The following is a 23815-nucleotide window of genomic DNA, read 5'->3' on the forward strand; positions in this document are numbered from 1 at the left end:
ACGCTGCGAGGTCAGCTTGCCCGGATTCGGGCCGCCGGGACGGCAGAATCGCGAGGGTGTTGCTGGTCCTCCTCGTCATGGTGCTCGGTGCCCTCGCCGCGCTCGCCACCGGCGGACACTTCGGACGACTGGCGGACAACTCCCTGACCGGCGTGCACTGGCTGGCCGCGGCCGCGATCGGCCAGCTCCTCGGTTCGCTCTTCGGAGGTACGGCGTACCCGGTCGGACTGATCGGGTCCGCGGTCTGCATCGCCGTGTTCCTGCGGCTCAACCTGAAGCATCCCGGCGTCGGCCTGCTGGCGCTGGGTTTCTTCGCGAACGCGGTCGTCGTCGCCCTGAACGGCGCGATGCCGGTGTCGCCGGCCGCCTTGGCCCGCGCCGGGATCGGTACGTCCGTGGTGACCGATGCGCGCCACGAACTGGCCGATGCGGCGACCAGGTTGCCTTGGCTGGGCGACGTCGTACCCGTGGCGCTTCCAGGCCTGGGACAGGCTGTCAGCGCCGGAGACGTGCTGATCGCGGCCGGTGCCGGCCTACTCCTGTACGCCGGAATGGGCGGCTCCGGCCGGATTCCCACGGACGTCGCCCCGGTGTGGGACGACCTCGAGCCGTCACCCCTGCACCCGGCCGTGCGGGTGCTGCGGACCGGCCTAGAAGCGGAAGCCCCGGCCGATCACGCGCCTGAGTGATTCGACCACGACCGGGTCGTACTCCGCCCCGATCCCGAGCCCGATCGACTCCATCGCCTTGGCCGGCGACTGTCCGTTGCCCTCGCCCACCAATTGTTCGTAGGCCAGGGCAACATTCACGATGCCGCTCTCCAACGGGATGTCGGCGTTGCTCGCGCGACCGTGCCGGTACGGGTCGTTCGAGTGCCGGACGATCTCGGCGACGTGGTCCAGCACGCCGGACCGCTCGATCACGGAGGCTCCGATCTCCGCCGCCCGCTGGCGCTCCTCCCGCGTCCGCAGCAGACTCGCGCCGCCGGGGCTCGGGTCCGCCAGCGCCAACTGCCCTACGCCGGACAGCAGAGCGGCGTACTCCAAGGCCTCCATCCGCGCCGGGGTCAGGCCAAGGTCGTTGCCGATGGCCACTGCCAGGGTCGCGGTCCGCGCGTTCTGACCCGGACTGCTGAAGCCCGCGATCTCAGTACTGCGGGCCATCGAGCGCACCGTGGTCCGGTACGTCCGCTGCGCCGACGCGAACCGCCGGAACGCGAACTGGGTCAGCAACAACGGCACCACGACCAGGGGCACCGCCCACAGACCGATCAACGACGTTCCCGCGGCCAGCAGCATGCCGCTGATCCCCATCGCCAGGCCGATCCGTCCCATCACCGCGAGCTCATCGCGAAGCGCCGCGGGGAACGGCCGGTTGTATCGCTCGGTGTCCTGCCCGGCACCCACCAGAGCATCGGTCAGTCCGGCCGACAGGACCGCCAGCAACATGGCACCGGTCAGCGGTACGGCGTGGGTCCAGGACCCGTTCCAGTACAGGCTGTCCGGCGTGACGAGCTCGAAGGTGACCGCGGCGAACGCGACCGAGAGGACTCTGCGGCTGGAGATGACCAGATCCCACGGCAGGCCGGCGATCGCCCGCGGGAAGATCCCGGCCAGCGTCGCGAGGCCGGTGACGGCGACGATCTGCGCGACCTCCGGAGGAACGCCGACGGCCGGTCCGCGGAGCATCACGTAGGCCAGCGAGGCGCTGGTGGCGATCGGCGCCCGGTTCCGGCTGGGGTCGACGCGGAACTGCACCATCTCGCCGACCGCGATCAGCAGACCGAAGACGATGACGAAAGGCCAGCCGGTCACGCCCTGCCTGGCCGTGATGATCAACGCGACCAGGCCGACCGCACCACCTGCGACGGACAGCACCACGCCGCTGCCCAGCCGCCGCGCTTCGAAAGCGTCGAACTCCTTGGCCTGGCTCATGCCGGGCCTGCTGCCGAGCCGGACGCACCGCCACCGGTGCCCAGACTCAGATCGTCGTGGTCGATGCTCACCTGAACGCTCTGGTCGGGTGCCGGCTGGTCGGCGGCCGCGGCGCTCCAGCCCTGGGTCTGGATGACCTGGACGAACGCGTCGACCAACTCGGGGTCGAAGTGGGTGGTCTTGTCCTGGACGAGGATCGCCAACGTCTCGTCGACACTGCGGGCGGGCCGGTAGGACCGGGTCGAGGTGAGGCAGTCGAACGCGTCGACGATGCCGATGATGCGCGCGAAGAACGGGATGTGGGTGCCGCTGAGGCCGGCCGGGTAGCCGGTGCCGTCATACTTCTCGTGATGGTGCAGGACGGCCGACTTGACCTCTTCGAGGAAGGGGATGTTGCCGATCAGCTCGACCCCGCGGGCCGGGTGCAGCCGGATCGCGTCCATCTCCGCGTCGTCCAGCTTGCCGGGCTTGCGGATGATGCTAGTCGGTACGCCGACCTTGCCGACGTCGTGCAGCAGTCCGGCGTGCTCCAGCGCGTTCTGGCGGTCCTCGGGCAGCCCCAACTGGCGGCCGAGCATGCCGACCCCGGCGCTGACCCGCTCGGAGTGTCCGCGGGTATACAGGTCCTTGGTCTCGATGACCTGGATGAACGCTCGCATCGTCGCCGCCTGGGCCGCTCGTTCGGCCTGGTACTGCGACAGCGCCCAACGGACAACGAGTAATGGCCCGACTACCAGCAGGCACGAGGCGATGCCGAGACCACCGATCCAGGTCACCGCCAGCAGGACGCCGAGAGCGCTGTACCCGAGCATCGGCAGGAACGTCGGCCCGATCACCGACTTGAGGAAGTCGACCACCCGCACCTGCCCCTCCAGCCAGAGGATCAGGCTGAGCAGCAGTGCGTTGGCCAACTGATGGCCGATCGTGCCGGCCATCGCCGCGACGACGGTCCTCGGAATGTCGTCCAGGACCTCGGATCCGACAGGGCCACCTAGCAGGGCATAGGCGGCACCGCCACCACCGGCCGCGAGCACGCGGTACGACGGGTTGAAGATGCGCTTGACCAAGGGAGACGGCTGCCGGAGCTGTGCGACATACCCGAACACAGACACGGCGACCGCTGTCCACGGTCCCGCGATCACGAAGACGGCTACCAACGCCACGGAATCGAGGGCAGCCGGATGGTTGGGCAGGACCTTGAACCGCAGGGCCCCGCCAAGGAGCATGAGTAGGGCAAGTGCCAAAGTGGTGAGACTGAAGGTGATCTGAGTAAGAGACACGACGAGCACCGCCAGAGCGGACACGGCAACCACGGCCACCGCTGCTCGTAGCAGTGAAGCTCTCACTGGGGCGCCACCTCTAGCCTTCCACTACGACATAGTTCACCAGTCCCAGCTGTCGGTCGCCATGATAGTCACCTCCGACCAGCGGCGTAGTCTTGAATCCCGGCTGCTGCGGGCTTCAGGGGGGCTAGACAGCGCATCGCTGACTCTTCCTTTAATTCTTGCTCAACCGACGTGCGCCGAAACACTGTAAGGCAGTGCGTGACTCGCCGCACGATGGCACTGTCCGCAGCGTGGTATGAGAGACTGTGACTCTTTGCAGTTGTTTCAAGGAGGCTTAGGAATGGGCAAGACCGGCCGCAAGCGCCGTGCACGCAAGAAGAAGGGCGCGAACCACGGCAAGCGCCCCAACGCCTGAACTCAGGCGGCTACAGACAGCGAGGACCCCGGCCAAAACCGGGGTCTTTGCAATTTGGTCACAGCTCGGATCAGACCAGCTTTAACCGAGGTCTGTATTCGGAGCGTCCCCGGTCGCATACTGAATGCTACTGTCAAACGACTGTTGGGTTTTGCGATCACTTCGGTCGGCGGATCCTCCTAGAGTTAGCTCCGGATGTTCGGCACCGACGGTGCCGGGTGGGCTTCGACGAGTGAGGAGGTGGGTCGGCTGACCGCCGGGAGCCTGAGCGAGTTGCTGCGTGGATTCCGGACCAGGGCCGGTCTGACCCAGGCCGCTCTCGCCACCAAAGCCGGGTTGAGCGAGCAGGCGATCAGCGTGCTCGAGCGCGGCACCCGGCAGCGACCCCGGATCGGAACCGTCCAGGCACTGACCGTGGCCCTCGACCTGACCGCCGGCGAAGCCGAGGAGTTCCTGGCCGTTGCGCGCGGCAAGAGCCGTACGGTGCGGGTGCCGACGGCGGCACCGGTATCACCGGCACCCGCTGTGACCGATGCGTTACCGGTGCCCTGGCAACTACCCCCGGCCGTGCCGGACTTCACCGGTCGTGCTGCTCAGATCGAAGCAGTCCAGGCCGCCTTGCGGGATCCCGCCAGGATCCGCACCGGCGCCGTCGGGCTGGTTGCTGTGACCGGCATGGGCGGCATCGGCAAGACTGCCCTCGCTGTTCAGGCAGCCCACAAGTTGACCAGCAGCTATCCCGACGGCCATCTCTACCTCAACCTCCGCGGATACGGCCCGGGCCGGCCGATGACGACCGCGGAAGCGCTGCGGCAGTTGCTGCGGTCCCTTGGTCTGGACGTTCAGCTGATTCCTGACGACATGGAGGAAGCGGCCGCGCTGCTGCGATCGCAGTTGGCGGGTCGCCGCGTGCTCGTGCTGCTCGACAATGCGACCGACGTACGCCATGTCACGCCGTTGCTGCCGGCGAGCCCGGGATCGGCGGCGATCATCACCAGCCGCGGATCGATGGCCGCATTGCCGGGCGCGCGCCAGATCCGGCTCGACGCGTTGTCGGAGACCGAGTCGGTCGAGCTGCTGTCCGGGGTCATCGGCCCGGCCCGGGTCGCGGCCGAACCGGACGCGGTCGAGCGGCTCGCCTCGTTCAGCGGCCGCCTGCCGCTGGCCGTCCGGCTGATCGGCGGCCGGCTGGCGGCGCGCCCGAGCTGGCCGATCCAGCATCTCGTCGACCTGCTCCGGGATGCGGAGCGCCGGCTCGACAACCTCGGCTCCGACGAGACCGGCGTACGCGCGAGCATCGCCAGTTCGGTCGAGTTCCTCAGCACCAGCGACCGGGCACTCGACCGCGAGGCCGCGCAGGCCCTTCCCCTGCTCAGTGTTCCGGACGGGTCGGATCTCCTCACCATCGTCGTCGCCCATCTGCTCGGCGTCCCGCTCCGCCGGGCAGACTTGATCCTGGAACGCCTGGTCGACCTCAACCTGCTCGAGTCCGTGGCCCCTGACCGCTACCGCCTGCACGACCTGATCCGGGCGTACGCGCGGGAGCTGGCGGACGAAAACCTCACCCCGCCCGAACGTGACGCCGGTCTGGACCGCGTCCTTCGCTTCTACATCGCGGCGGCCTGGGCGTGCCAGCGGCTGACGCATCCGAAGAGCCCCAGGCTGTCGCTCGCCACTGTCCAGGCCGAGCCACTTCCGCCGTTCCCCGACATGGGTTCGGCGCTGCGATGGTTCGACGACGAGCAGCGCAACCTGCTGGACAGAGTCGCCCAGGCGGCAGGTACGTCGATCGCCGAGACCGCTGTGTTCCCCGAGCTCGCGCTCGCGATGTTCGGCAACCTCGAGCCGCGCCGGCGCTGGGTGGAGATGCGCGAGCTCGGCCGGGGCGTGGTCGAGCTAGCCGAGCGGCTGAGGCTGCCGCTGACGGCGGCCTGGCTGCAGCACGACAGTGCGATCCCCGAGGTCGAGAACGGCGCCCTGGAAGCCGCCGTTCTGCACCTGTTCAAAGCCCTGGAGATGTTCCGGCAGGAGGCGGACCTTCACGGGCAGGCGCGGTGCTGCTCCTCGCTGACGTATGTGCTCGGCCACCTCGGACGCATCGACGAGGCGCTGGAATTCGGCAATCAGTCGCTGCGACTCAGCCAGGAAATCGGCGACGTCACGCTGGAAGGCGTCGCGTACACCGCGGTCGGCGGACTCTACGACCGGATCGGCGACTACGAGCGCGCCGACCAGGCGTTCGCGCAGGGTGTCGCCCTGGCACAGAAGTACGGCGACCAGCGCTCGGTGTTCAAGCGCTACGTCAACGCGGGGTTCTCACATGTGCTGGTCGGCCGCTACGGCGACGCGGTCGAGTCCGTGCAACGCGCCGTCCTGCTGGCCGAACAGGCCCAGGACGACGTGGGTCTCAACGAGAGCCATCACACGCTGGCCCTGGCCTACGCCGGTCAAGGGCGGTTCGACACGGGTGAGTACCATGCCCGCGAGGCTCTGCAGTTCTCCCGTCGGACCAAGAACCGGCTGCGGGAGGGCCGCATTCTTCTGGAACTGGCAAAAATCAATGCCGCGACCGGTGACCGTGCCGCCGCGAGGGCAAATGCCACCGCTGCCGCCGGCGTACTCGCCGGGCTTTCGCCTATTCACGAAACGCAGACGCAGGAGCTGCTGGCCCACTTGGCCGGCGACGAGCCCTACACCTACGCACTCACAAATCACTCGATCTGATCGCCGGCCCCGCGGAAACGGGGCCAACGGCGATTCAGTCGGTGGTGATGATGGTGGTTTCCACCTGGATTTGGGTCAGCCGGAGAAGGATTTTCTGGCGAAGGGCGTCCGGGGCGTGGTCGGAGCCGCAGGAACGGTGCACGAGTTTCTTCACGCAGCGTTCCAGGTCGTATTCGTCCAGGCAGGGCGCGCACTCTTCCAGGTGCTGCCGGATCTCGTCGGTGCTGGCGTCCTCGAGCTCGTTGTCGATGAACACGTACACCCGCTGCAGGATCTCGCTGCAGTCGACGTCGTGGTGCTCGCCGCAGCTCACGACTCCTCCTTCTCCGCGGTCGCGTCGGCGCTGTCGTCCGACGTGGGGATCAGGCCACGATCCCGGGCGTAGTCGCCCAGCAGCTCACGCAACTGGCGCCGGCCACGGTGCAGCCGAGACATCACGGTGCCCACCGGCGTACCCATGATGTCGGCGATCTCCTTGTAGGCAAAGCCCTCGACATCGGCCAGGTACACGGCCAGGCGGAAGTCCTCAGGGATGGACTGCAGTGCTTCCTTGACGTCGGAGTCGGGCAAATGCTCCAGAGCGACGGCCTCGGCCGACTTCAGTCCGCCGGGAGTGTGGGACTCGGCGGCGGTGAGCTGCCAGTCCTCGATCTCCTCGGTCGGCGACTGCGTGGGCTGACGCTGCCGCTTGCGGTATCCGTTGATGAACGTGTTCGTCAGGATCCGGTACAGCCACGCCTTCAGGTTGGTCCCCGGCGTGAACTGGTGGAACGAGCTGTAGGCCTTCGCGAAGGTGTCCTGCACCAGGTCCTCGGCGTCGGACGGATTACGGGTCATCCGCATCGCCGCGGCGTACATCTGGTCCAGGAAGGGCAGCGCTTCGCGCTCGAACCGCGCGGTGCGCTGCTCGGGTGTCTCGGTGGTGGTGGGAGTCGGCATCGTGATCGAGAATACCGGGGTCTGCCCAGCGTCTCGCGCCGGAGCCACACTCGTCGCCATCATGTTCGTCACAACACCCCCCGCCGCAGCGTCATTCCCGCCTGAGCGGGCCGCTGCGGAGCGTTCAATCGCTGACCATCATCCGGACACTTCGCGGCTGACCCATTCGAACACAGCTTCGACCAGTAGGTCGAACGCCTCCTGCTGACTCAGCTCGGCCCGCTTCGGCACCTTGAACGAGTGCTCCGCGTCCGGTACGACGGCCATCTCGGTCAGCGGCGGGAACTCCTCGGGCGACCCGAACGGGTCCCGCTCCCCCTGCACGACCAGCGTCGGCAACCCGGCGCCCTGCAACTCGTCGACCCGGGAACTGCCCGGCTTGCCCGGCGGATGCAACGGAAACGCCAGCGCCAGTACGCCGGACGCACCCAGACTGCTCGCGGTCCGGCAGGCCACTCGGGCGCCGGCGCTGCGGCCGCCGATCACCAGCGGCGTGCGGACCCGCAACTGGCCGATGATCGCGATCCACGCCTCGTCCAGGATCTTCGGTGCCGGCGCGAGCTTCTTCCCGGCCCGGCGCCAGGGCTGCTCGATCAGGAACACGTTGATGTCCTGCTTCGGCAGCCGGGCGGCCAATGCGGTCAGGTCGCCGGATTCGATCCCCGCCCCGGCGCCGTGACCGAGGGCCAGCGTCGCCACCGGCCGCCGGGCCCGATGCGCCACGATCCGGGCCTCACCGTGCGGCGTCCCCACAATCCGTTCGTCGGTCACGCGCCCATCCTGTCATCTGAAGGCGACGGATCGGCGCTGCCGGAGCGGTGGGTCAGAAGAGAGTGGTCTCCTCGGGCGCCGGCGGCTTGTCGATCGGGTCGGCGCCGTCGGGCGGCAGCGGGTCGACCAGGTGCGGTCCGTTGTTCTTCACCGAGCTGACCGCCTTGGACACGGCGTACGCCTCGAGCCGGCCGGGCGCGGCCGGGACCAGGAGGTCGAGCAGATCGTCAGGATCCGATGACAGCGGGTCGAGCCAGGCGTCGTACCGCTCGCGCTCGACCAGCAGCGGCATCCGGTCATGGATGCGGCCGAGGTCGTCGGTGGCCGAGGTGGTCAGGACCGTGCAGGTCCACAGCCAGGCCTCGTCCTTCTCCGCGTCCTGGACCGACTTGTCCCGCCAGATCTCGTACAGCCCGGCCATCGCGAGCACACTGCCGTCGGCCGGGTGGATGAAGTACGGCTGCTTGACCGGCTTGCCGTTCACCTTCTCCTCGGCCGTGTACCACTCGTAGTAGCCGTCCGCGGGCAGGATGCAGCGCCGGGTGGCGAACGCCTTCTTGAAGGCCGGCTTCTCCGCCACCGTCTCCATCCGGGCGTTGATCAGCCGGCTGCCGATCGAGGTGTCCTTGGCCCAGGACGGCACCAGTCCCCACTTGACCGTGGTCAGCTTGCGGACCGTGTCGTCTGGCTGCTCACGGTTCTTCCGCTCGACCACCGCGATCACCTGGTCGGTCGGCGCGACGTTGTAGTTGTCCGGGAGATCCTGCACGGACTCGCGCACGTTCCCCGCCTCGATCTCGAACTCGACGACGAGGTCCGAAGGGTCCCGGCTGGACGCATATCTACCGCACATGCCCCCAGCCTAGGCCGCCCTGCCGACAGTCGGGCGGGAACGAGCGACGACGGATCGCTCACCCCGTGATGAGCGATCCGCCGCCGGTCCGATGCGTCCGGGCACCCCCCTGTTGGCGTCCGGACGCAGGTCCCTAGGGTCTGGCCAGTTCGTCGAGTACGCGCTCGGCCATCGCCTCAGTGCCTGGTAGTCCCTCGATCCAGATCCGGGCCAGTTGCGGTCCGTCCGCGTCCAGCCGCCACTGGGTGATCAGCGCTCGAGCCGTCTCGACCTGCTCCGGCAGGTTCGGCTCGCGGCCGACGAGCGCCGCCGCGCGGTGTGAGCCGACGCGGCCCAGTACGTCACCGCCGCAGAAGACGATCCGCAGGCACTCCGCCACGTCGACCAGCCGGAGCTCGCGGTCGAACGGCGTGGTGCCCGGGGGATTGAGCGGCTCGACAACCACCAGTGCGTGGGTCTGCGGTACGGAAGTTCCACGGAACTCCGCCTCTCGGTAGAGCTCGCCGAGCCGGGACCGCAGGTGCGCCAGGCTGGACAGCCCGGTCAGCGGGTCCTCGCAGGACAGCGAGTGGAGGTAGACCAGTGAGGCCTCGGCCCAGCTGGAACTGAGTGCGCGTACCGCGGCGAAAGCCGGCTCGCCCCCGGCGATCGAGCGGTACAGCGCACTCAGCCCATCAAGTGCCTCGAGCAACGAGACTCCGTCGGCCGCCAGTTGGCGGCCGACCTCGTCGCTCGCAGGCACGACATCGGCACCGTCTCGTAGCGCCTCGGCGATCGCGAGATAGGCGCTGTGATCGGTGCTGCTTTCGGGACAGCTCATCGCGTCAGGGCTGCTTGTGCCGTGCGGCTCCCTCCGTCCGCACGGTTGATCGGTGGGAGACGACACTTCCGGCCGGTTCCGTGCGGGCGACCCCGCCAGGTTCAGGGACTTGGCCGGACGCAGGTCGAACCGTCTGCGGAGATCCGCGAACAGCGACATGGCCCTCCTCGAAAACAGCCCCGTCAGTCTCCCGACCGGTCGGCCGGAAGCGTCGTTCCGGAGGTGAGACAGCGGGCGGCGAAGTTCATGACGCGGATTCGGAGAACTTTTTCGCGTAACTTCCGCGGGGGCGTCCTCGTCAGGAAAGGAGCACGGTTCCGCGTCAGGAAAGGTGCGCCGGGGAGATGCGCACAGCCGGTCCGACGTGGGAGCCTTGTCCTCGGCAACTATGTGACGGACGGTGACGCCGTCGTACGGACAGTCGTGACCACAGACCACGGGGGAGACCGATGGAGACGCCGGAAGGACCGAGCGACGCCGAACTGATCGCGCGCGTCCGCAACGGCGACCTCGAGGCGTACGGCGAGTTGTTCGGCCGGCATCACCACGCGGCCGAGCGGATGGCCCGCCAACTGGTCCCGGCCAACGACGCCGACGACCTGGCCAGCGACGCGTTCGCCAAGGTGCTCGACGCGCTCCGCTCCGGCGGCGGCCCGGACATCTCCTTCCGCGCCTACCTGCTGACGACGGTACGGCGGGTGCACGTCGACCGGATCCGGTCCGGCCGCAAGGTGCAGGCCACCGACGACATCGCGGCGTACGAGCGGGAGCCGGAGACCTTCGACGACCCGACCGTGACCGGCTTCGAGAGCGGCGCCGCGGCCAAGGCGTTCGCGAGTCTGCCCGAGCGCTGGCAGGCCGTGCTGTGGCACACCGAGGTCGAGGGTGAGAAGCCTGCCGCAATCGCTCCCCTGCTCGGTCTGACCGCGAACGGCGTCTCCGCGCTCGCCTACCGAGCCCGCGAGGGTCTACGCCAGGCCTACCTGCAGCAGCACCTGGCCGACGTCGCCGGAGACCGCTGCCGCTGGACCACCGAGCGTCTGGGTGCGTACGTCCGCGGCGGCCTGACCAAGCGGGAGAACCGCAACGTCCGCGAGCACCTGGACGACTGCGCGAAGTGCACCGCGGTCTACCTCGAGCTGGTCGAGGTCAACAGTGCGCTGCCGGCGCTGCTCGCCCCGGCCCTGCTGGGCACCGCGGGTCTCGGCTACCTGGCCGCCGCGTCCGGTGCCAAGGTCGGCTTCGTCGGCTTCCTGGTCACCGGCTGGAGGAAGGCGACCGAGAACAGCACGCGTACGGCGGTCGGCGCCGGAGCGGTCGTGGTCGTCGCGGTAGCGGCCGTGCTCGCGGCGATGGCGCTCACCGGCAACGACACTCCCCCGGCGGCGATCAGCAATCCGCCGAGCCAGCAGCCGACCCAGCCGCCGGGGACAGCTCCGACCGTGCCACCGGCCACGCCACCGTCGGTCAAGCCGCCGACCGCGAAGCCGACGACGGCTCCGACCACCGCACCCCCGACGACCGCGCCGACGTCACCGGAGCCGACACCCGGCGTCACTCCGACTCCGCCGGGGACCACACCGACACCACCGTTGCCGACGACACCGATCCTGGACGAGGGCCTGCTGACCATCAGCGCGCCGCGCAGCGGTGGCAGCACCCCCACGACGCGGGCCGGCGGCGTGCAAAGCCAGGCTGCCGAGCAGTGGGTCATCACCATCACGGCCCCGGCTCAGAACGCCAACCCGATCGTCGTGGGCCTCAAGTACGGCTCCGCACTCCAGTGGCCGCTCAGCGGGGACCCTCGCGGCTGGACGTGTGACCAGGCCGCCGGCACGTGTACGGCGGACAACTCCTCCGCACCCCAGCCACTGCCGGTCTCGTTCGCGACGCCGACCGGAGGTTCAGCGGCCGACCGCACCTTCACCGTCTCGGCCAAGACCGGCCGCCTGTACGACGACGACTCGGCCACGCTGACCGCACCGCCGAGGACTGACGAGAACCTGCTGAAGATCGTCGCCGGCAAGGCGGATCCGGATGTCCACCACCGCATCCTGACCGTTGCCCCCGGCACGGACCGGACCAGCGTGACACTGAAGCTGAGCTACGGCTCGTCGCTGGAGTGGCCGATCACCGGCAACCCGGCGGGCTGGAAGTGCTCGGCCTCGACCAAGACCTGTACGTCGCTCACCCCCGCGAAGCCGGCTCCGCTGCCCGCGAACTTCGACGTCCCCGACGACAGCTCGGCGGCTGCGCGGACGTTCACGGTGGCGGCGACGGCCGGGCTGGTGAGCGACACGGATTCCGAGGTGCTGCCGGGGATCCGGCCGGACGAGTCGCTGCTGCAGATCGTCACGCCGACACCCAGCACCGACCCGAACCCGTTCCTCTACAACCGGTTCCTGCAGATCAGCGGGGCCACGAACCGGCGGGTGACGCTGGACATCACCTGGGGCCGCAGCCTGCAGTTCGTGCCGGCGCTCAACATCGGGTGGACCTGCTCGCGGTCGTCCGACGTCAACAGCATGACCTGCTGGACCGACAACTACCGCAAGTCGTTCAACTCGCAGTGGGCCGCGTGGCTGCCAGGCACCGGCTCGAGCAACACGCTCACGGTGCACGCGCAGGTCGGTGGCCGCGAGGACACCGACTCGGTCAAGATCCCGCCCTCGACCACTCGTCGCTAACTCAGCCCTGCCTCCTGCCCCGCCCCAGGCCCACCTCCAGCTGCCCCAGGCCGCCACCCTCCCCTCCGGTGCGCCCTCGTGGGTTGACCCATCAGAACGTGGGTTGGCCAACCGCGTGCGGCTGGCCAACCCACACGCGGATGGGTCAACCCACCAGACGGGGCCGGGGCGGGCGGTTGGTGCGGGCGTGCGGGCGGGGGGTGGCGGGCTGCCGGTAACTCACTTGGTGGTCGGCGCCGGCGGTCGCTACGCTGGTCGGGTTCGCGCTGACGGAACCGAGTAGCGCCGTACACCACGTCCGAGAGAGTCGCCGGTAGCTGTGAAGGCGATACGTGGAGCGGTGGTGAAGACACTCCCGAGCGGATGCACGGCAAGAGGCCGGACCTGGGCACGCGCCCGATCCGGCGAAGGTGTGGTGGCACCGCGAGATTCCCCTTCGCCCACACCTCCGGGGTACGAGAAACGACCTGGAGGTGAAAACAGCGATGCGCATTCTCAACCATGAGATCCCCTCAGCAGTAGGCCAGTCCGTCACGGTGGCCGGCTGGGTGCACCGAAGACGACGGCTCGCCGCCGTCAGTTTCCTGATCCTGCGCGACCGGTCCGGCCTGTCGCAGATCGTGGTGAAAGCGCCGGAGACGCAAGCACAGCTGGACGAACTCGGTGAGGAGACCGTCGTCCAGGTGACCGGCACGGTCGCCGCCAACCCGCAGGCGCCCGGTGGCGCGGAGATCGTCGACCCAGTGATCGAGGCGCTGACCGAACCGGCCGCGACGCCGCCGATCGAGCTCTGGCGACCCACGGTGGGCGCGGGGTTGCCCGTCGTACTGGACAACGCGCCGGTCGCCCTGCGGCACCCGTCGGTGCGGGCCGGCTGGGAGATCGCGGCCGCGGCACTGCACGGATACCGCCGGACCATGGACGGTCTGGAGTTCACCGAGATCCAGACGCCGAAGATCGTCGGTACGGCGACCGAGTCCGGGGCCAACGTGTTCGCGCTGGACTACTTCGGAGGCCCGGCGTACCTGGCGCAGTCGCCGCAGTTCTACAAGCAGACGATGGTCGGGGTGTTCGAGCGGGTCTTCGAGGTCGGCCCGGTGTTCCGGGCCGAGCCGCACGACACGGTCCGGCACCTGGCCGAGTACGTGTCGCTGGACGCGGAGTTCGGGTTCATCGAGGGCCATCGCGACGTACTCGCCGTACTGCGCTCGGCCGTTGCCGGGATGCTGGCCGCCGTCGGCGAGCGGGCCGGTGCCGCGTTGGAGCGGCTCGGAGTGGAGTTGCCGGAGATCCCGGTCGACGTACCGGTCGTGCACTTCAGCGAGGCGCTGAAGATCGCCGGTGCGGACCCGGACGAACCGGACCTGGCGCCGAAGGACGAGCGGGCGATCGGCGAGTGGGCGTTGCGCGAGCACGGCAGCGAGTTCGTCGCGGTCGAGGGCTACCCGATGGTGAAGCGGCCGTTCTACACGCATCCGCAGCCGTCGGACCCGCGCTGGTCCAACTCGTTCGACCTGCTCTTCAAGGGCGTCGAGCTGGTCACCGGTGGCCAGCGTCTGCATCGCTACAGTGAGTACGCCGCCATCCTCGAGGCGCGTGGTGAGTCGCCGCAGGACCCGGCGTACAGCTCGTTCCTGCAGGCGTTCAAGCACGGGATGCCACCGCACGGCGGCTTCGCGATCGGTCTCGAGCGCTTCGTCGCCCGGCTGACCGGGGCGGAGAACGTCCGCGAGGTCACGCTGTTCCCGCGCGACCTGCACCGGCTGACCCCGTAGTGGACACCACCGAGTCGGTTGTCGGCGAGCTGAACGTTGCCCTAGGCACCAGTTATCAGCTCGTCCGGCAACTGACCGGTGGTCTGCAGTCCAGCGCGTACGAGCTCACCGACGGCGATGCCACGGTCGTCCTGAAGTGGACGGCCGACCCGGGCTGGGCGCCGCGGGTCCGCCGGGCGGCAGACCTCGTCGGCCGGGCACGGACAGTCGGCTATCCGACCCCGGCCTGGCTGGCGGTGGGCGAGACCGTGGCCGGATCGCCGTACCAGTTGCAGGAGTTCGTCACCGGCGAGCCGCTCCGCGACGGACTGGTGATGGACGAGCGGCTCGCCCGGCAACTGATCGCGATCTGCGAACTGCAGAGCGATCTCGTTCCCGAGGACGGTGTGACCTGGTCGGGGTGGTCAAGCGGCGTCGTCTTCGAGGACTGGGACGGCGTGTGGGGCCGGGTGCATGCGTACGGCGGTGAGGTCGCGGAACTGCTCGACCGCTACGCCGAGCTGTGCCGGCCGCATCGTGGCGAGGTGCTGCCCGACAACGATCTCGTGCACGGGGATCTCAACGTCGGCAACTTGATTGTCGACAATGGGCGGATCGCCGGGATCATCGACATCGAGGCGGCGGGCGGTGGGTCGCGGGCGTATGACTTGGTCTCGCTGGCGACGTCAGCGGCCCGCGATGGTGCGCCGGCCGGAGTCGACGAACTGTTCCTGGAAGCGGCGTTGCGGGCCGGTGGGCGGGCGGCGGTCGCGGTCTGCGCGGCGGCGGCGTACGCGTCGATCGCCGAGTTCGTCCATGAACGCTCGAAGTTCTCGCAGGATCTCGTCCGGGAGGGCGCTCAGCGAGTGCTCGAACTGCTGGTTGCATGATGTGCGCATGCTGAGTGAGCTGCAACGACGGGTACTGGCCGCGGTCGACGACGCGCGGGTGATCGACGAGCTGCGTGACCTGGTGCGCATCCCGAGTGTCGACGGGACTCCGGCGGAAGCCGACGTCCAGGCGTGGTGTGCGGAGCGGTTGGCGGCGCTCGGTCTGATTGTCGACAAGTGGGCGATCGACATGCCCACGGTGACCACCGATCCGGAGTTCCCTGGCATGGAGGTCGCGCGGGACGAGGCGTGGGGTTGTGTCGGGGTGCTCGGTGGGGACGCGACGCCGGGGCTGATCCTCAACGGGCATGTGGATGTGGTGCCTCCGGGTGAGCTCGGGTTGTGGCCGGACCGCGATCCGTTCTCGGCACGGGTCGAGGACGGGGTGATGTGGGGACGCGGCACCTGCGACATGAAGGGCGGAGTGGCGGCGATCCTGGGCGCGGTGGCGGCCATTGTTGCCTCAGGCATCGAGTTGCGGAAGCCGCTCGCGGTGCACACCGTGATCGGCGAGGAGGACGGCGGCGCCGGCGCGTTCGCGACGTTGAAGCGCGGCCACACCGGCGAGGCGTGCCTGATTGCCGAACCGACCGCGGGCTGTGTCATCCCGGCCAACGCCGGGTCGCTCACCTTCCGGCTGGAGATCCCCGGGCTCGCGACGCATGGCTCGACCCGGACCCGCGGCGTGAGCGCGATCGAGAAGTTCGTGGTGATCCAGTCGGCACTGCAGGCCCTCGAGGCCGAGCGGAACCGCGATCCGCATCCGTTGCTGGCGCATCTCGAGCTGTCGAACCCGCTGTCCGTCGGCCGGATCGAAGCGGGCGACTGGGCCAGCACCGTCCCGGATCTGCTCGTCGCCGAGGGCCGGTACGGCGTACGCCTCGGCGAATCGGTGGCCGCGGCGCGGGATGCCTTCGAGACGGCGATCGCCGAAGCGTGCGCGAAGGACGACTGGCTGCGCGAGCATCCTGTCGGGGTGAGCTGGCCGGGAGGTGAGTTCGCCTCCGGGTTGCTGACCGAGGGCGATCCGCTGCTGGCGGACACGTTGCAGGCAGCCACTGACGCCCATGGCGAGACCCCTGAGGTGAGGGGAGCGCCGTACGGTTCGGATCTGCGGCTGTATGCGGCGGCGGGGATCCCGACACTCCAGTACGGTCCCGGCGATGTGCGGTACGCCCACGCCACCGACGAGCACGTGCGTCTGTCCGAGGTCCTGCACGCGGCCCGTGCCTACGCGCTGCTAGCCGTCCGCCGCTGCGGCTGAGTGGTACAAATCCACCATGGGGCCGTTGCGTGGGCGTTCGGCGGAGCTCGGGCGGCTGCTGGACGCGCTGCGCGCAGCCGCTGAGGGGCAGTCCTCGCTCGCTGTCGTTTCCGGCGAGCCCGGTATCGGCAAGTCGGCGTTGCTGGCCGCCACAGTCGAGCAACCCGAGCGGCATGGCTTGCTCCGACGGCCCGCACGCCACCGTGGCGTGCGGGCCATGTCGGGCTCAGGGCGCGGTCAGAGACTGCGGGCGACGATGTCGCCGACGGTGGTGGTCGCGCGGATGGTGAGCGGGGCGGCGTCGCCTTCGGCGTTCTTGAGCGCGTTGTTGATCCGGCCGGTGGTGGTGCCGGCATCCAGGGTGGCCGAGACTCCGGCCGCGGCACCGACCTCCACCTGGCCGACGTCGGTGCGCAGTACGAGCGCACCGCTCACGGCCTCGGCGATCCGGATGTCGCCCTTGCTGGTGCGAATCTCCGCGGGGCCGTTGAGGCGGCCGACGGAGACGTCACCGGCGACGGTGTTCAGGCGGGCGCTCGCGACGTCCTCGAGGTCGATCGAGCCGTGCGCACTGGTGACCGCGACGTCGCCCAACCGTCCGGCGGCTCGGAGTTCGGCGCTGGCCGCCTTCACCTCGACCTGGGAACCCGCGGGCAGGTGGACGGTCACCGCAACGGAGCCGGAAGCCCCGAAGTACTGGTTCTTGGCCGGGACCTCGATCCGCAGGACGCCGGCGGCGTACTCGACCTCGGCCTCCTCCGCCGCCTTGACGTCGCGGCCCTTCGAGGCGTTCGCCGGCAAGATCTCGACGGCGGTGTCGGCCCGGTCGGCGGCGACGAACCGGATGCGTCCGGCCGGGATGTCGAGGACTGCGGAGATCGGCTCGGGGGTGTTGAAGTTCGGCATGGTCTTGCCTTCCTGATGCGCTGGTGACGAGCTGTTGATGAGACCAGCTTCGAAGACAGCCCTGACACTGGACGGCCACCGTGCTGACACGACGGATGAGCCGCTGTCAGCAACTGAACAGGTCGACGATCACAGCAGCCGATCGAGGGCCGCTCGACCGATCGGGCCCCAGTGTGCTTTGCCGCCCGGGAGGCCCTTGTCGCCGTTGATTCCCATCGCGATCAGGAACATCGCCCGGACCACGGCCCAGCCGCGAGCCCGGCGTACCGTTGCCTCGTCCGGCTGGTAGCGCTCGAAGAACCGGTCCGCGGCCCCGGCCGGGAGCAGGATCCAGGCGGCTGCGAGGTCGTTCGCCGGGTCGCCGGCGCAGATTTCACCGAAGTCCACGACGCCGGCAAGGGTGCCGTCGGCAACGACCACGTTGGCCGGGTGCAGGTCACCGTGCAGCCACACCGGTGGTCCGTCCCACGCCGGCGCCGCGATCGCGTCCTCCCAGACCGCACGGATCTCGTCGCTACGCCCGGCGTACGCCCGGATCTCGTCGGAGCTCATCGGTCCCTGCGGCAGACCGGTCCGGTCATTGACCGGCGCATCGGCCGGCGCTTCGGTGTGCAGCGCCTGCAGGAAGTCGACCAGTACGTCGGCCGCTTTCGGATCCGTGATCGGTGCGTGGTCCGCGGGTTCGCCGTGGACCCAGGTGGTGATCAGCCACGTGTCGGAGAAGCGGTCGGACGGTTCGCCGAGGTGGACCGGGATGGGGACGGGAAGCGGAAGGCGGGCGGCGAGGCCGGGGAGCCAGCGGTGCTCCTTCACCAGCAACTCCGGCGCGCCCTCGGTCCGTGGCATCCGGACCGCCAGGTCGTCTCCCAGCCGCCACATCTGGTTGCCCCAGCCGCCGACCACCTCCCGGAGCTCCAGTTCGGCCAGATCCGGATGCTGATCCTGCAGCAATGCACGCACCAGTTGTTCGTCCATGCAGCGTCGGACGCATCACACTCGGATCTGGTTGGGAATAGACCGCCGATCACGGTGAGTTGGCCCGAGTATGCGTATCGATGTGTGGTCCGACGTCATCTGCCCGTGGTGCTACATCGGCAAGCGGCGGTTGGAGCAGGCGCTCGAGGACAGCGGCGACAAGGCCGAGATCGTCTGGCACAGCTTCCAGCTCGACCCGTCCGCGTCCAGCGACGACCCCCGCGACCTGCCCACCCGGCTGGGTGAGAAGTACGGTCGCGACCGCGCGTGGGGTGTGCAGGCCAACGCCCACGTGACCGAGGTGGCCGCCGAGGCCGGCCTGGAGTACAACCTCGACCAGGCCAAGTCCGCGAACACCGTCGACGCGCACCGCGTCCTGCACCTGGCCCGGGACCTGATGGCCGCCGGTGAGGTGCCCGCCGACACGCAGGACCGCCTCAAGGAGCGGCTGCTCAAGGCGTACTTCACCGACGGGCTCCCGGTCGGCGACCACGCGACGCTCGCGCAGCTCGCCGAGGAGGTCGGCCTCCCGTCCGACCGCGTCCGCGAGGTGCTGGCGAGTACGACGTACGCCGAGGACGTCGCCGATGACCAGGCTCAGGCACTCGCGTACGGCGCGAACGGGGTGCCGTTCTTCGTGATCGACGAGAAGTACGGCGTCAGCGGTGCGCAGCCGGTCGAGGTGTTCCAGGAGGCGCTGCGCCGGGCGAACGCGGACCGCAAGCCGGTGACGCTGATCACCGCCCCGGGCGCCGGCACCGACGACGCTGCCTGCGGTCCGGATGGTTGCCCGATCTGAGTCTGAACGGATGAGCCTTGGGTACCGGGCGACGTACAGAACGTGGTGTATGAAGGAGGCATGACTGTCGTGCGTGCACTGGCCAGGCCACTGCTCTCGATGATCTTCGTCGCGCAGGGTGTGAACTCGATCCGCAACCCCGAGCCGCTGGTGCCCAAGGCCCAGCCGGTGACAGACCGCTTGGTGCCGATGGTGAAGAACGTCGCGCCGGCGCAGATCGCCGACCGCATCCCCGAGACCACGGTGAACCTGGTCCGGCTGAATGGCGTCGTCCAGGTGCTCGGCGGTCTCGCGCTGGCAAGCGGGAAGGGACGGCGGGCGGGGGCCGCGGTGCTGGCCACCACGCTGATCCCGGTGACGGTCGCCGGACACCCGTTCTGGCAGGTCAAGGACAAGGACGCCCGGAGCGCGCAGCGGATCCAGTTCATGAAGAACCTGGGTCTGTTCGGCGGTCTGCTGCTCGCGGCGGTCGACACCGAGGGCAAGCCGGGCGTCGCCTGGCGCGCCACGCACGGGGCGCGGGCGGCGAAGCGGGAGACCAAGCGCGGCGCGAAGGCCGCCAAGCGGGAGGCGAAGCAGCTGGCCCGTGAGGCCAAGCAGGCAGCCAGAATCGCGAAGGCAGAACTGAACCTCGGCTGACCTCACGGCCTCATATTCTGGAGCCGTGCCTACGTACAGTGACGACGGCCAGTGGTGGTGGGACGGCCGCAGTTGGCAGCCGGTGTCCCAGCAACCACCACAGCAGCCGTATGCCGGGCCACCCCCGCAGCAGCAGTTCCCTGGACAGCAGCCGCTGTACCCGCAGCAGGGGTTCTACGGGCAGCCGGAGCCGCCGCGGAAGCGCCGTGCGGTCTGGATCGTGGTTGGCGCCGTCGTGGTCGGCGCCGTACTGCTCGCGATCGGCGTCCCGGCCGGCATCCTCGCCTGGCGCGCCACCTCCGGCGACGACAACGACGCCGGCCACGGCATCGGCGACAGCGGAACCTCGGAGCCGAAGGGCAAGAACCTCCAGCCCGGCCAGTCCGTCACGGCGCAGTCCCTCGCTGAGGTCGATCCGGCGACGTTCTACGAGAGTGTCGTCAAGCGCCAGATGACCGCACCGATCGGCCGGGTGAAGTCGAGCATGTTCGGCGACCCGCAGAAGTTCGCGTCCCGCCAGCTGTTCCCCATCACCGACATCGCGATCGACCACACGACCGACAAGTTCTACTACTTCCAGACCATCCTCACCGGCCCCACCGACGACGAGCCGACCAACATCGCCTGCCTGGGGACCAAGGAGATGCACTGGTCGAACTACAGCAAGAAGTGGGAGCAGAGCACCTTCACCAGCAACACCTGCACGAAGAAGCCGTTCATGGGCGCCGGTGACGGCGTCTTCTCCAGCGGGCTGACCGTGGACCAGGCCGACCAGGTGCTCGCGAAGCTGCGCACGTACAAGGGCTATGTGAACGTCGCCAAGCCCATCCTGCTGTCGGCCGGCGGCACGACGTACGTCCGCCAGGTCGTGGACTTCAAGCCGATCACGCTGGCCGACAAGAACTACTGGGGTTCGGCGATCTCGATGTGGGCGTTCCGCGACGCCGGCCTGGACCCGGTGACGTGGCCGTGGTCGAACCCGTTCAACCTGACCGAGGGCATCCACATGGTGTATTACCTCGACACCAAGACGCTGCTCCCGGTCGCGGCGTTCCAGAGGGCATCGACACCCCGGCCGGCAACGGCGAGCCGGCGGTCAAGCGCACCACGATCCAGGTGGTCAACTACACCTTCCCGAAGACCCTGCCGCCGATGGTCCTCGGCCGGAGTGCGAACACGCTGTCGCTGACCCTCCCGGAAGGCTGGAAGCTCGTCTAGCGGCGATGCCCTAGGCTCAGGGCAGGAGTTCCGAGCGTAGGGAGTGGGATGAGCACGCAGCAGGGCTGGCCGGCACCGATGGCCCAGGGACCGGTCAGCGGCCGGGTCACGGTGCCCGGATCGAAGTCGATCAGCAACCGTGCCCTCATTCTCGCGGCGCTCGCCGATGGCCCGTCGCACCTGACCGGTCTGCTCGCCGCCCGCGACACCGCGCTGATGCGCGCCGCACTGGTCTCACTCGGTGTCGGTATCGCGGACAACGGCCCGGTCGTGACCGTGACCCCGGGCTCGCTCAAGGGTCCGGCGACCGTCGACTGCGGCCTCGCCGGCACCGTGATGCGCTTCGTCCCGCCCGTGGCCGCGCTGGCCGACGGCGTGGTCGAGTTCGACGGCGACCCGTACGCGCGCGAGCGCCCGATGGGCGTCATCCTCGACGCCCTGCGCACGCTCGGCGTCCGGATCGACGACCAAGGCACCGGCCGGATGCCGTACTCCGTGTCCGGCGCGGGCTCGGTCCGCGGCGGCAAGGTCACGCTGGACGCCTCCGACTCGAGTCAGTTCGTCTCGGCTCTGCTGCTCGCCGGAGCCCGGTACGACGAGGGCGTCGACATCCGGCACGACGGGAAGCCAGTGCCGTCGCAGCCGCACCTGGACATGTCGGTGGCGATGCTGCGCGAGCGCGGCGTCCAGGTCGACGACAGCGAACCGAACCGCTGGGTCGTTGCCCCCGGCCCCATTCGGGCACTGGACACCACGATCGAGCCGGACCTGTCCAACGCGGCGCCGTTCCTGGCCGCGGCGGTCCTCACCGCCGGCGAGGTCACCGTGACCGGCTGGCCGGAGCAGACCACGCAACCCGGGGGTCAACTCGGCGACATCTTCACCCGCTTCGGTGCCGAGGTGACTCGCACCGCAGACGGACTGACGGTCCGCGGCACCGGCCGGGTGCAGGCTGTCGACCTCGACCTGAGCGAGGTTGGTGAGCTCAGCCCGGTCATCGCTGCGGTGGCTGCGTTTGCGGAAGGACCGTCGTACCTGCGGGGTATCGCGCATCTGCGGAACCACGAGACGGACCGGCTGGCGGCGCTCGAGCACGAGTTCAACGCGCTCGGTGGGGACGTGACGCAGACGGCCGATGGGCTGGAGATCCGCCCGAAACGCTTGCAGGGTGGGCTTTTCGGGACCTACAACGACCACCGGATGGCCCACGCCGCCGCCGTACTCGGCCTGCTCGTGGACGGACTGGAGATCGAGAACATCGGAACCACGGCGAAGACGCTGCCGGAGTTCCCCGACATGTGGTCGGGGCTCACGCGCTGATGTCGCGGTACGACGAGGAGGCCCGGTACGACCGGCCGAAGCGCCGGACCCGGCCGCGGACCAAGGACCGCCCCTCGTACGACGACGCCGTCACCGGCATCGTGATCACGCGCGACCGCGGCCGCTACACGCTCTGGGTCGACGACCGGCAGGTGACCGCGATGAAGGCGCGACAGCTCGGCCGCAAGGGCGTGATCGTCGGCGACCGCGTCAAGCTCGCCGGAGACGCGAGCGGTGACGAAGGAACGCTGGCCCGGATCGTCGAGGTTCTCCCCCGAACGACGCTGCTGCGCCGGTCGGCCGATGACGACGACCCGGTCGAGCGGCCGCTGGTGGCGAACGCGGACCAACTCGTCATCGTCGTCGCCGTCGCGAACCCGGAGCCGCGGACCGGTCTGATCGATCGCTTCCTGGTCGCGGCGTACGACGCGGGGATGCGGCCGCTGCTGTGTCTGACGAAGACCGACCTCGCCGACCCGGATCCGCTGCTGTCGATCTACCGGCCGCTCGGCGTCGAGTCGGTGGCCACGCAGCAAGGTGGCGACCTGACTGAGCTGCGTGAACAACTCCAGGACCGGATCAGTGTCCTGGTCGGCCACTCCGGCGTCGGCAAGTCGACGCTGGTCAACGGGCTGATCCCTGGTGCCGACCGTGCGATCGGCGTCGTCAACGAGGTCACCGGCCGCGGGCGTCACACCTCGACGAATGCGCTGGTCCTCCGGCTGCCTGACGGCGGCTGGCTGATCGATACGCCCGGCATCCGTTCCTTCGGCCTGGCCCACGTCGACCCGGACAAACTGATCGACGCCTTCCCCGACCTGGCCGAGGTCACCGAGTCCTGTCCGCGAGGCTGCACCCATACCGAGTCCGCCCCCGACTGCGGCCTCGACGAAGCTGTCGCCGAAGGCCGCCTCGACCCCGACCGAGTAGCGTCGTTCCGCCGCCTCCTGGCCAGCCGCGAAGGCCGCGCCCAGGCCGTGCCGGAGCAGGACGTTACTTAGGCGGAAGCTGGCCGGTCCAGACGGCCTTGGCGCCGGCGTCGCCGGTGCGGATGGTCTGGTAGATGACCAGTACGCCGATGACCACGACGGCGGCGCTGGTGAGCAGCTCCAGCGGGCGGCTCTTGGTTGCCTTGGCACCCTTTCCGCTGGCCAGCGAGGACGGCCCGCTCAGCACCAGCACGGCGATCACCGCGATCACCGCGAAGGCCAGGCAGAACCAGAACAGCAGATCTCCGCGCTGTTCGTGCAGCTTGACCGGTTGCTCCAGCGACGGGACGGCGACGACGAACGCCTCTCCGCTCTTCTTCGCCACGAACGCGCACACCAGCGCCCCGAGCCCCAGGATCAACGCCGGCCAGCGCAGGAACCACCGCCACTGCGGCACCACCGCGAAGACGATCAGGGTCAGGGCAGCGATCGGCAGCGCGACCACGGCCAGGTGGATCACAAGCACGTGGAGCGGCAGGTCCCCGAAGCGTTCGAACATTGACGCCTCCTGGCAGTCATAGAACGTGGTCAGACACTAACTGCACGTTCAATCAACCGATTAGGTTCAATTCGCGTCGCAACCGATCCGCAACGTTTATCAACACCAGGGCCCGCAGAGCCACCCTCCGCGA

22 protein-coding genes are annotated in these 23815 nt (G+C 69.2%); 12 read left to right on the forward strand and 10 right to left on the reverse strand.

Going from position 1 to position 23815, the window contains the following annotated elements; genetic code table 11:
• Positions 1 to 56 precede the first annotated feature (56 nt).
• Complete coding sequence (locus E0H75_RS25555) at positions 57 to 689, forward strand: DUF5317 domain-containing protein (protein ID WP_238163269.1); 633 nt, start codon at positions 57 to 59, stop codon at positions 687 to 689.
• Here the strand turns inward: E0H75_RS25555 and E0H75_RS25560 are convergent.
• Positions 651 to 1934, reverse strand: a complete 1284-nt coding sequence (locus E0H75_RS25560) for an HD-GYP domain-containing protein (protein ID WP_238163270.1) — start codon at positions 1932 to 1934, stop codon at positions 651 to 653. The two genes, E0H75_RS25555 and E0H75_RS25560, sit on opposite strands and share 39 nt — an antisense overlap.
• Positions 1931 to 3280: an HD-GYP domain-containing protein gene (locus tag E0H75_RS25565; RefSeq protein ID WP_238163271.1), complete on the reverse strand. Its 1350-nt coding sequence runs from the start codon at positions 3278 to 3280 to the stop codon at positions 1931 to 1933. The genes E0H75_RS25560 and E0H75_RS25565 overlap by 4 nt, the downstream gene beginning before the upstream one ends.
• A 280-nt stretch (positions 3281 to 3560) precedes the next feature.
• Here E0H75_RS25565 and E0H75_RS45065 point away from each other — a divergent pair, with 280 nt between their 5' ends.
• Together E0H75_RS45065 and E0H75_RS25570 are read left to right on the forward strand one after the other, a co-directional pair.
• Positions 3561 to 3635, forward strand: coding sequence for a 50S ribosomal protein bL37 (locus E0H75_RS45065; RefSeq protein WP_369759046.1), 75 nt, complete (start codon positions 3561 to 3563; stop codon positions 3633 to 3635).
• A gap of 195 nt (positions 3636 to 3830) precedes the next feature.
• Positions 3831 to 6359 carry an ATP-binding protein gene (locus E0H75_RS25570; RefSeq protein ID WP_238163272.1) on the forward strand — a complete coding sequence of 843 codons (2529 nt, stop codon included), beginning with the start codon at positions 3831 to 3833 and terminating at the stop codon, positions 6357 to 6359.
• A 34-nt stretch (positions 6360 to 6393) separates the two neighbouring features.
• Here the strand turns inward: E0H75_RS25570 and rsrA are convergent, their stop codons facing one another.
• The 5 genes from rsrA to E0H75_RS43195 all read right to left on the reverse strand — a co-directional run bounded on the left by rsrA (position 6394) and on the right by E0H75_RS43195 (position 9742).
• On the reverse strand, positions 6394 to 6672 hold the full coding sequence (gene rsrA, locus E0H75_RS25575; protein ID WP_131516200.1) for a mycothiol system anti-sigma-R factor: 279 nt from the start codon (positions 6670 to 6672) through the stop codon (positions 6394 to 6396).
• Positions 6669 to 7298 (reverse strand): sigma-70 family RNA polymerase sigma factor, encoded by a 630-nt coding sequence (locus E0H75_RS25580; protein ID WP_131358482.1) that lies wholly within the window; start codon positions 7296 to 7298, stop codon positions 6669 to 6671. Before E0H75_RS25580 ends, rsrA begins: the two co-directional genes overlap by 4 nt.
• Before the next feature lie 138 nt (positions 7299 to 7436).
• The gene (locus tag E0H75_RS25585; protein WP_131516201.1) at positions 7437 to 8069 is read right to left on the reverse strand and encodes an alpha/beta hydrolase family protein; all 633 of its coding nucleotides are present in this window, start codon (positions 8067 to 8069) and stop codon (positions 7437 to 7439) included.
• A gap of 52 nt (positions 8070 to 8121) precedes the next feature.
• Positions 8122 to 8922 carry an SOS response-associated peptidase gene (locus E0H75_RS25590; RefSeq protein ID WP_131516202.1) on the reverse strand — a complete coding sequence of 267 codons (801 nt, stop codon included), beginning with the start codon at positions 8920 to 8922 and terminating at the stop codon, positions 8122 to 8124.
• 133 nt (positions 8923 to 9055) lie between these two features.
• Positions 9056 to 9742, reverse strand: a complete 687-nt coding sequence (locus E0H75_RS43195) for a hypothetical protein (RefSeq protein WP_165554030.1) — start codon at positions 9740 to 9742, stop codon at positions 9056 to 9058.
• 449 nt (positions 9743 to 10191) lie between these two features.
• Here E0H75_RS43195 and E0H75_RS25600 point away from each other — a divergent pair, with 449 nt between their 5' ends.
• The 4 genes from E0H75_RS25600 to E0H75_RS25615 all read left to right on the forward strand — a co-directional run bounded on the left by E0H75_RS25600 (position 10192) and on the right by E0H75_RS25615 (position 16337).
• Positions 10192 to 12429, forward strand: a complete 2238-nt coding sequence (locus E0H75_RS25600) for a sigma-70 family RNA polymerase sigma factor (protein WP_131516204.1) — start codon at positions 10192 to 10194, stop codon at positions 12427 to 12429.
• Positions 12430 to 12914: 485 nt separating this feature from the next.
• A complete protein-coding gene (aspS, locus tag E0H75_RS25605) occupies positions 12915 to 14204 on the forward strand; it encodes an aspartate--tRNA(Asn) ligase (protein ID WP_131516205.1) in 1290 nt (429 codons plus the stop codon).
• Positions 14204 to 15073 (forward strand): phosphotransferase family protein, encoded by an 870-nt coding sequence (locus E0H75_RS25610; RefSeq protein ID WP_131516206.1) that lies wholly within the window; start codon positions 14204 to 14206, stop codon positions 15071 to 15073. Before aspS ends, E0H75_RS25610 begins: the two co-directional genes overlap by 1 nt.
• A gap of 7 nt (positions 15074 to 15080) precedes the next feature.
• On the forward strand, positions 15081 to 16337 hold the full coding sequence (locus E0H75_RS25615; protein WP_131516207.1) for an ArgE/DapE family deacylase: 1257 nt from the start codon (positions 15081 to 15083) through the stop codon (positions 16335 to 16337).
• Positions 16338 to 16574: 237 nt separating this feature from the next.
• On the opposite strand, the gene E0H75_RS25625 is transcribed toward E0H75_RS25615, so the two are convergent.
• On the reverse strand, positions 16575 to 17243 hold the full coding sequence (locus E0H75_RS25625; protein ID WP_131516208.1) for a DUF4097 family beta strand repeat-containing protein: 669 nt from the start codon (positions 17241 to 17243) through the stop codon (positions 16575 to 16577).
• 129 nt (positions 17244 to 17372) lie between these two features.
• Positions 17373 to 18218 carry an aminoglycoside phosphotransferase family protein gene (locus tag E0H75_RS25630; RefSeq protein WP_131516209.1) on the reverse strand — a complete coding sequence of 282 codons (846 nt, stop codon included), beginning with the start codon at positions 18216 to 18218 and terminating at the stop codon, positions 17373 to 17375.
• Between the two features lie 70 nt (positions 18219 to 18288).
• Between E0H75_RS25630 and E0H75_RS25635 the strand changes: the two genes are divergently transcribed.
• From E0H75_RS25635 to rsgA, 5 genes are all read left to right on the forward strand, one after another.
• Positions 18289 to 19017: a DsbA family oxidoreductase gene (locus tag E0H75_RS25635; RefSeq protein ID WP_131516210.1), complete on the forward strand. Its 729-nt coding sequence runs from the start codon at positions 18289 to 18291 to the stop codon at positions 19015 to 19017.
• Between the two features lie 60 nt (positions 19018 to 19077).
• Positions 19078 to 19656, forward strand: coding sequence for a DoxX family protein (locus E0H75_RS25640; RefSeq protein WP_131516211.1), 579 nt, complete (start codon positions 19078 to 19080; stop codon positions 19654 to 19656).
• A gap of 25 nt (positions 19657 to 19681) precedes the next feature.
• A complete protein-coding gene (locus tag E0H75_RS43200) occupies positions 19682 to 20845 on the forward strand; it encodes a hypothetical protein (protein WP_165554032.1) in 1164 nt (387 codons plus the stop codon).
• A gap of 77 nt (positions 20846 to 20922) precedes the next feature.
• Positions 20923 to 22194: a 3-phosphoshikimate 1-carboxyvinyltransferase gene (aroA, locus tag E0H75_RS25650; protein WP_131516212.1), complete on the forward strand. Its 1272-nt coding sequence runs from the start codon at positions 20923 to 20925 to the stop codon at positions 22192 to 22194.
• Positions 22194 to 23195, forward strand: coding sequence for a ribosome small subunit-dependent GTPase A (gene rsgA, locus E0H75_RS25655; protein WP_131516622.1), 1002 nt, complete (start codon positions 22194 to 22196; stop codon positions 23193 to 23195). The genes aroA and rsgA overlap by 1 nt, the downstream gene beginning before the upstream one ends.
• Here the strand turns inward: rsgA and E0H75_RS25660 are convergent.
• Positions 23188 to 23682, reverse strand: a complete 495-nt coding sequence (locus tag E0H75_RS25660; protein ID WP_131516213.1) for a DUF2231 domain-containing protein — start codon at positions 23680 to 23682, stop codon at positions 23188 to 23190. The genes rsgA and E0H75_RS25660 overlap by 8 nt on opposite strands.
• Positions 23683 to 23815 lie beyond the last annotated feature (133 nt).

The sequence above is a fragment of the Kribbella capetownensis genome, assembly GCF_004331485.1.
GTDB lineage: Bacteria > Actinomycetota > Actinomycetes > Propionibacteriales > Kribbellaceae > Kribbella > Kribbella capetownensis.